The organism is uncultured Clostridium sp. (assembly GCF_934754915.1).
Classification (GTDB): Bacteria; Bacillota; Clostridia; order Clostridiales; family Clostridiaceae; genus Clostridium.
Genome location: NZ_CAKVKB010000156.1, coordinates 1 through 6,962, shown reverse-complemented (window position 1 = coordinate 6,962; position 6,962 = coordinate 1). Strand labels below are relative to the sequence as shown.

Annotated in this window: 6 protein-coding genes; 2 read left to right on the top strand and 4 right to left on the bottom strand. The window is 27.6% G+C overall.

Annotated features, from left to right (window positions below; all coding sequences use genetic code 11):
* From Q0F58_RS16140 to Q0F58_RS16125, 4 genes are all read right to left on the bottom strand, one after another.
* Window positions 1-881, bottom strand: an 881-nt coding sequence (locus Q0F58_RS16140; protein ID WP_294378843.1) for a chorismate-binding protein, incomplete at its 3' end; no start/stop codon positions are given.
* Window positions 882-1,511: 630 nt separating this feature from the next.
* Window positions 1,512-1,940, bottom strand: a complete 429-nt coding sequence (locus Q0F58_RS16135; protein ID WP_294378839.1) for an Rrf2 family transcriptional regulator — start codon at window positions 1,938-1,940, stop codon at window positions 1,512-1,514.
* 230 nt (window positions 1,941-2,170) lie between these two features.
* Window positions 2,171-3,280 (bottom strand): DEAD/DEAH box helicase, encoded by a 1,110-nt coding sequence (locus tag Q0F58_RS16130; protein ID WP_294378837.1) that lies wholly within the window; start codon window positions 3,278-3,280, stop codon window positions 2,171-2,173.
* 351 nt (window positions 3,281-3,631) lie between these two features.
* Window positions 3,632-4,705, bottom strand: coding sequence for a hypothetical protein (locus Q0F58_RS16125; protein ID WP_294378834.1), 1,074 nt, complete (start codon window positions 4,703-4,705; stop codon window positions 3,632-3,634).
* Between the two features lie 313 nt (window positions 4,706-5,018).
* Here Q0F58_RS16125 and Q0F58_RS16120 point away from each other — a divergent pair, with 313 nt between their 5' ends.
* A complete protein-coding gene (locus tag Q0F58_RS16120; RefSeq protein WP_294378830.1) occupies window positions 5,019-6,035 on the top strand; it encodes a hypothetical protein in 1,017 nt (338 codons plus the stop codon).
* Between the two features lie 64 nt (window positions 6,036-6,099).
* On the top strand, window positions 6,100-6,962 hold an 863-nt coding region (locus Q0F58_RS16115), incomplete at its 3' end, for a DNRLRE domain-containing protein (RefSeq protein ID WP_294378845.1).

Here is a 6,962-nt window from a genome sequence, read left to right as displayed (position 1 = left end):
GGAGTAGCTCCTCTTTTTCTTGTACCTGCAATTGGCTTTGTTGATGCTTTACCATTTTTTACACTTACAACACTTTCAGGTGAAGCTCCAATAACTTGATAATCATCATAATCAATAAGATACATATAAGGTGAAGGATTTACTTCCCTAAGTCTTCTATATATTTCTACAAAAGATTTATCTGTTATACATTTCATTCTTAAAGATGGTACAAATTGAAATATATCACCTGCTAAAATATGTTCTTTTCCTATACGGACATTTTGCTCATATTTTTCTTTTGTTGTGCAGAATTCAAAATGTATATCTTTTTTTTCTTCAAAGTCTTCTATATTGGTTGGCTGATCCAAAAGAGATAGTATATATTCTTTTTGATTTTTTAATATTGATTCATATTCTCTGTTATCATTATTTAAGATATTATCAATTACAAAAACTTTATGAGTAAAGTGATCATAACATATGTATCTGCTATAAAGATTAAATCTTATTAAAGGCAAATCAAGATCATCAGGATTTTTAAATTTCAATTTATTTTCATATAGTGCAACTGTTTCATATCCCATATATCCAATTGCACCTCCTTTAAATGAAAAGTTATTTGTACTTTCATCAAAATCTACCCTTATATTTTTTTTCAATTCATCTATTTCTTTTATTGTTTCTCCTACAATTTCCTTATATGGATCTTCACCAAGGAAAGAATATCTTCCAAAGTAATTTTCTGTGCTTCCGCTTTCAAATATAAATCTTCTTCTTCCTTTAAATCCATTAAATATTCTTATTGGAGTTACTTCATCACCTCTATATTCAGTTATTAGCGAAAAAACTTTTCCGCTTTTTTTCTTCTCTATAAATTGATCTCTTGAAATATTAGTCATTAAATCCTCTCCTTTTTATTTTTTCTCATATTGAAAAATAGATGTTTTAAAATGAAAAAAGTCACTTCATCCCACACTATTGGGACGAAGTGACTCGTGGTGCCACCCAAATTCTATGTAAAAATGGCTTTGTGCTGAAAATTTTATTTTATGATTCTTCTGAAATATATAAAAATAATAATTTATATTCAAATAATAAAAAGCACCTCATCCTTATACAGGACGAAATACTATAATTTCGCTATGCCACCTATGTACATACTTTAAATCAGATACTAAAATTAACAATTAATTTTCTTATATCCTGTCAATATAACGGTAGACTTCCGTATATTCCTACTTTAAATAATTTCAGAATATCACCTCAAAGACCCATTCAGCAATATCTACAGTACCTGCATCTCACCACATTTTGCAGACTCTCTTTACACTAAGCTTTATTACCTACTTTTCTTATCAATGGCTTTAATATACTTGTACTATAGCATGATTTTTGAATTTTTTCAATACTTTTTCAAAAAATGAAAAAATATTTTACTAAAATTTAAATATAATCTGACACACAAGTTACTACATATCAAATATAAAAAAGCAATTATAACAGGTATAGATTAAAATCTAAGTATATTACTATATGTAATACATCTCATCTTTACCTTTATTAATATAACCATCTGCCAAATCTTCCAAAGTTATTGATTCAAAAAATTCTCTTATTTTATCATTGGAAGGATTCCATAATTTATCGATAAGGTAATTTTCTACATCGTTATCTTCTGCTTCTATATCAATTAGAAGCAAATCTCCTTCTAATATAGTAAGTATGTCTCCTATTGTAAATTCTTTTGGCTCTTTTGTTAAAAAATAACCTCCTTGAGCTCCTTTTTTTGCTTTTATTATTCCACCTTTTCTAAGTGAAGAAAAAATCTGCTCAAGATATCTTTCAGAAATGCTTTGTCTTTCAGAAATGCTTTTTACTGTAACGGTCTCATTCCCAGAATATAAACATATATCCATAAGTGCTCTTAAACCATATCTTCCCTTTGTTGAAATCTTCATTTTATCACCCTTATAATTTTTTCTATAATTTATTCTTATTTTAACTATATCTGTTCCAATAATAAAACTACATAATGGTTAAAGAAATCTTGCAGAGATTTCATCATTAATTGAATGTGTAGATTGTCAATTGGAACATATATATTATACTCTAAATAATATTTACTTAACAATAGAAAAAATAATTATATTTCAATTAATAATCAAAATCAATTAGCTAGAGCATAAAATTATAGATTTACGTTTCTTCTTGGTATTTTAAATCCTATCATTTTTTCAATTTCCTCTAAAGTCCTTTTATTTTTAGGATCTATAAACATACATGTAATTCCATGTTCTCCAGCCCTTCCAGTTCTTCCTATTCTGTGTACATAGCTTTCAGGTGTTTCAGGAATATCATAATTATAGATATGAGTTACACCAGCAATATCTAATCCCCTTGCTGCAACATCTGTAGCTATTAAATATTGAATTTTAGCTTCCCTAAATGATTTCATTATTCTTTCTCTTTTGTTTTGAGCTATATCACTGTGTATTTTTGCACAATTATATTTTCTAGATGCCATTACAGTTTCAAGATCATCTGCCCTTCTCTTTGTTCTGCAGAATATTATAGCCATAAATGGATTATCTTCATCAAGAACTTTACATAATGCATCCCTTTTTTGTCTGTCTGTAGTTTCAACTACAAATTGCTTTATTGAATTTATATCAACTTCTTCTTTTTTAACTGAAACTATTGCCGGGTCTTTCATATATCTATATGCAAGTTTCTTTACTGCAGAATCCATAGTTGCTGAAAAACAGAGCATCTGTTTCTTCTTTGACATTTCAGCCATTATCTTTTCAACTTCATTTTTAAATCCCATAAATAACATCTGATCAGCTTCATCTAAAACAAAAGTCTTTACTGTTTTTAAATTTATGGTTCCTCTTTCAATATGATCAAGAAGTCTTCCTGGTGTTGCAACTATCAATTGAACATTTTTATTAAGTTTTTTCAGCTGTGAGTTAATATCTTTGCCGCCATAACATGCAAGAATATTTATTTTTTTATCTTCATTTAATTTATCTGCTTCATTTGTTATCTGAAGAGCAAGTTCTCGTGTTGGTGTTAGAATAAGAGTCTGTACATCAGTGCATTTTTGATTTATCTTTTCAAATATAGGAAGAAGAAATGCAAGTGTTTTTCCTGTTCCTGTTCCTGCTTCTGCAATCAAATCCTGTCCTTGTTTTATTATTTCAATACTCTCCTCTTGAACTGGAGTTGGTGTATGTATTCCATTTTTCTTTAATATGTTAATCAAGTCACTATTTGTTCCAAGACTTTTAAAATCCATAATATCAAACCTTTCCTGCAATTTTAAATACATATTTTATACAATTTGAATTGTCAACTTTACTTTTTAAGTATATGTTAAAATATATAAATGTCAAATAAAAATCATAACAATAAAAAAATCTGCTTCGCAGACTGTGTGTTTCTGCCCCCTTCAAAAGTTATCCACAGATTGTTCGAAAATATAATTTCCTATAGAACAAAAAACTGCTTAAAAACTTTCTATATTATAGTATGTTAATTATTTTTTAATAATTATGCCTATATTAAAGATTTTCAATTATCAAAAGATGCTCCAATAGAAAATATTGAAGCATTTATTGCAAATATAATAATTTTTAAGAATATTTTATTATACTGTTGTTACTTGTCCAGGACATGGTCCAGCACATGATGTTGATTGTGGACATGCTGGTACTGCAGTATTATCACTACATACTACTTGAGCTCCTGAATTAGTTATAACTGCTATTTTTTCACTAGTTGTAGCATAAATATTTTTAGATATTACTAATGATAAATCAGCTGATGCTAAGAATGTTACATTAGTTCTTTCAGGTTCTAATTCAATTCCTGGATCAGTTGCAGCTGAATATGAAGATATTAATGGTCTTATGCAGTCTACTATAAGACAATTATCAAAGCTTTCACTTATAGTCATTCTTGTACTTGTAGGAAGACACATTATTCCTGCAAAATTAAATGTTGATGGAAAACCTAATGTTCCTAATGGTGTTGGATTTGGGAATGCTGTCAACATTCCATTTGCATAAACCCCTGATACTGTTCCTGTAAATGACTGACCTCCGATTGTTCCTTTTACTGTTATATTTAAATTACAAACTGATAATGGAACTTCTCTTTCAACAATTTTATTCTGAGCATATGGCTGTGCTGTATTATTGCAGCAACATGCAGCTGTTCTTGCTGTACCTGAAAAATCATTGTATAAAGCTGTCAATGAATTTCCAGTGTTTGATAAGCAGCTGCAGGAAGGTGATGTTGCTGCTAAAGCAGCTCTATTACATCCTACATTAGCATTTATTGTTGGAGGAGTCCCAACAGTTGTTGCGTTCTCTCCTGCCCCACCTGGAACACCTACACATGAATAACTGTAACTTATATCTGTAATGCAGATAGGTCCTGATGGAGGTATTATAGTACCAGCTTCAGATGTTCTTAACAGATTAGTTGTAATTAATAAATTAGTAGGATATGCAGTTTCATATTTGCTTATACAGATACAATTTTGAATTACATCTGCTAATACAGGTATTAACACCTGATTGTTTACATCTCCCTCAGTTACTATAGTTGGTGCAGTGCATCCTGTACATCCACAATTGGTTTGATTTATTGTCTGTGTACAGCTTGAGAAACACCCTGATGTTGGTGATATAGGTGTTGTTCCGCTACAATTTGCCATTATAAAATAACCTCCTTTTAATTATGGTATTTTTCTTTCGATTTATTTTTTGCTTATATTGTATATTATGATAAATTTATTACTTTGTTCATTAATTTTAAAATCATATCTTTAATATGCTATTTTAATTATGCATATTTAGTAATTATGATCTTTAATTAATCTAGCAAATATATAACAGATATATTGTATTAACTGCATAACATATTGGTTAATTTTTAACAATTATGATAGATTAAAAATTCTTAAATATGTATAAATAAGTAAAAAAATAATAAATATATTTTAGAAGGATTATTTTAGGAGGAACTTTATGACTTTTATGAGAAAATTTGAGACCATATTGATAAAAAGCAGTAACAATATCTGCAAAATAAGTTCTGAGAATGGTATAGCCTTGGATATTTATGATAAAAACTTTAATTTATTATCACATAAAAAACTAATTAAAGGATTTTTCTCATTTTTAGATTATTGGTTTAATATAGATAAAAAAGATGGTTTATATGGATTGATAAATGATAAAGGTGGATCACTCCTTTATTTTTATATAACAGACAGATATATAGTAAAAAAGAAAATTTATTCATATAACCCTGATAGCACATTTATAAAGTTTGTATATATAAATTCCAGATCAGAGTATACAAATATTTTCTACTATATTTTAAATACAAATGATCCATATAATACACAATTAATACATCATTTTAAAAAGAATAACAAATGGTATACTGCTACTGTAGATTATCTTTCATATAATGTGCTGACAAATTTTGTCGTCACTTATGCATCTGATAATACTCCTGAAATATTCTATTATAAAATCATTGACGGTATAGAAGAATTATTTGTCTCATTTTTTGATATAGATTCACTTACATGGAAAACTCCTGTTCAAGTAACTCATTCAAAGAAATCGAAAATATATTTATCTGTCATAAAAGACAGCAGTAATTGCTACCATATACTGTTTTCGGAAAATAATCTCAGCAGATACCACTGTACTTACATAAAAGGCTGCGTAGATAACAATAATTTTAATATTAAAAATTCAACCATAATAAGTAATACAGTAGCATGTACTTTCCCCAATATTGTAAAATATGACAGTAAATTATATGCTCATTGGATTGAATATCATAATTTATATGTATGCAGATCAGATAATTATGGCTTTTCATGGAATGAAGTTTTTATACATGAACCTTCTTCAAACTGTCCTTTCAATTGCTGTAATTATCATGATAATATGATTCAAAATCAAGTATTCAATTATTTCACATTGTTTATGAAAGAAAATTCCTATGAAATTTTAGGAATCAACTAACCTTTTTTATATAATACACACTTTTCTAGAAATAATTAATAAGGAGAGAATTAATTTGAAATATATGAAAGAATTCAATTGTGCTGAAACTGCTTATGTAGATAAAAGTCAACCATATACAGTATTTTCAAAAAACAGTACCCTTACATCAGGATTAACAAACAGCAATGCATTGGGATTAAACATATATAAAATTATATTAAAATTCAACCTCTGTGATTTAAATCCTGATATGATAAAAAATGCATACTTATATCTTTTTGTAGAAGATATAAAAGCAACAGATTCATCATTAAAAAAAATAGGAATATGTGGAAACTATAACTATATTAAAACCGATTCTTTAACTTGGGATTCATTTCCTAAAGAATGCTTTACTGAAATCCTCCATCTTACTATTCCTAAAAATTCAAATAATTCTTATATCAAAATAAACATAACAAAGATAATAAAGGATTTATCTCAGTTTGATGTAAACTATAATATAGTTTTAGGACCCATATTAAGTAATTCCAATATTGTAATCAAATTCGCATCAAAATTTTCAAAAAATCCACCTTACCTAAAACTTGAATTTAATAGTATGGATAATAATTCTGACTATGAAAAAAACAATAATACAGAGACAGATACATTTGAAAAAGCAAGAAATACTAATAATCCAATATATCCAGATTCAGATAATATTATTAATGTCCCTACATTGCTTGCTGAAATATTAACACTACTTCAATCTCAGTCTCAGACAATAAATAATCTTCAAGAATATAAAGATCATTATAGATCTGATTTTTCCAATATTTCAGACAGGCTTGATAATTTCTCTCTTGATATAAATACACTTCATAATGAGATTTCTTCAAAATCATATGAAGAAAATATGAAATTTATAAATAATTCCATTGTGCAGCTTTCTCAAAAACTAGA

Bases quoted from the DNA above. Each gene is read 5' to 3' on its own strand.
- Q0F58_RS16125 (WP_294378834.1), bottom strand. From the start codon at position 4,705: ATGGCAAATTGTAGCGGAACAACACCTATATCACCAACATCAGGGTGT.
- Q0F58_RS16130 (WP_294378837.1), bottom strand. From the start codon at position 3,280: ATGGATTTTAAAAGTCTTGGAACAAATAGTGACTTGATTAACATATTA.
- Q0F58_RS16120 (WP_294378830.1), top strand. From the start codon at position 5,019: ATGACTTTTATGAGAAAATTTGAGACCATATTGATAAAAAGCAGTAAC.
- Q0F58_RS16135 (WP_294378839.1), bottom strand. From the start codon at position 1,940: ATGAAGATTTCAACAAAGGGAAGATATGGTTTAAGAGCACTTATGGAT.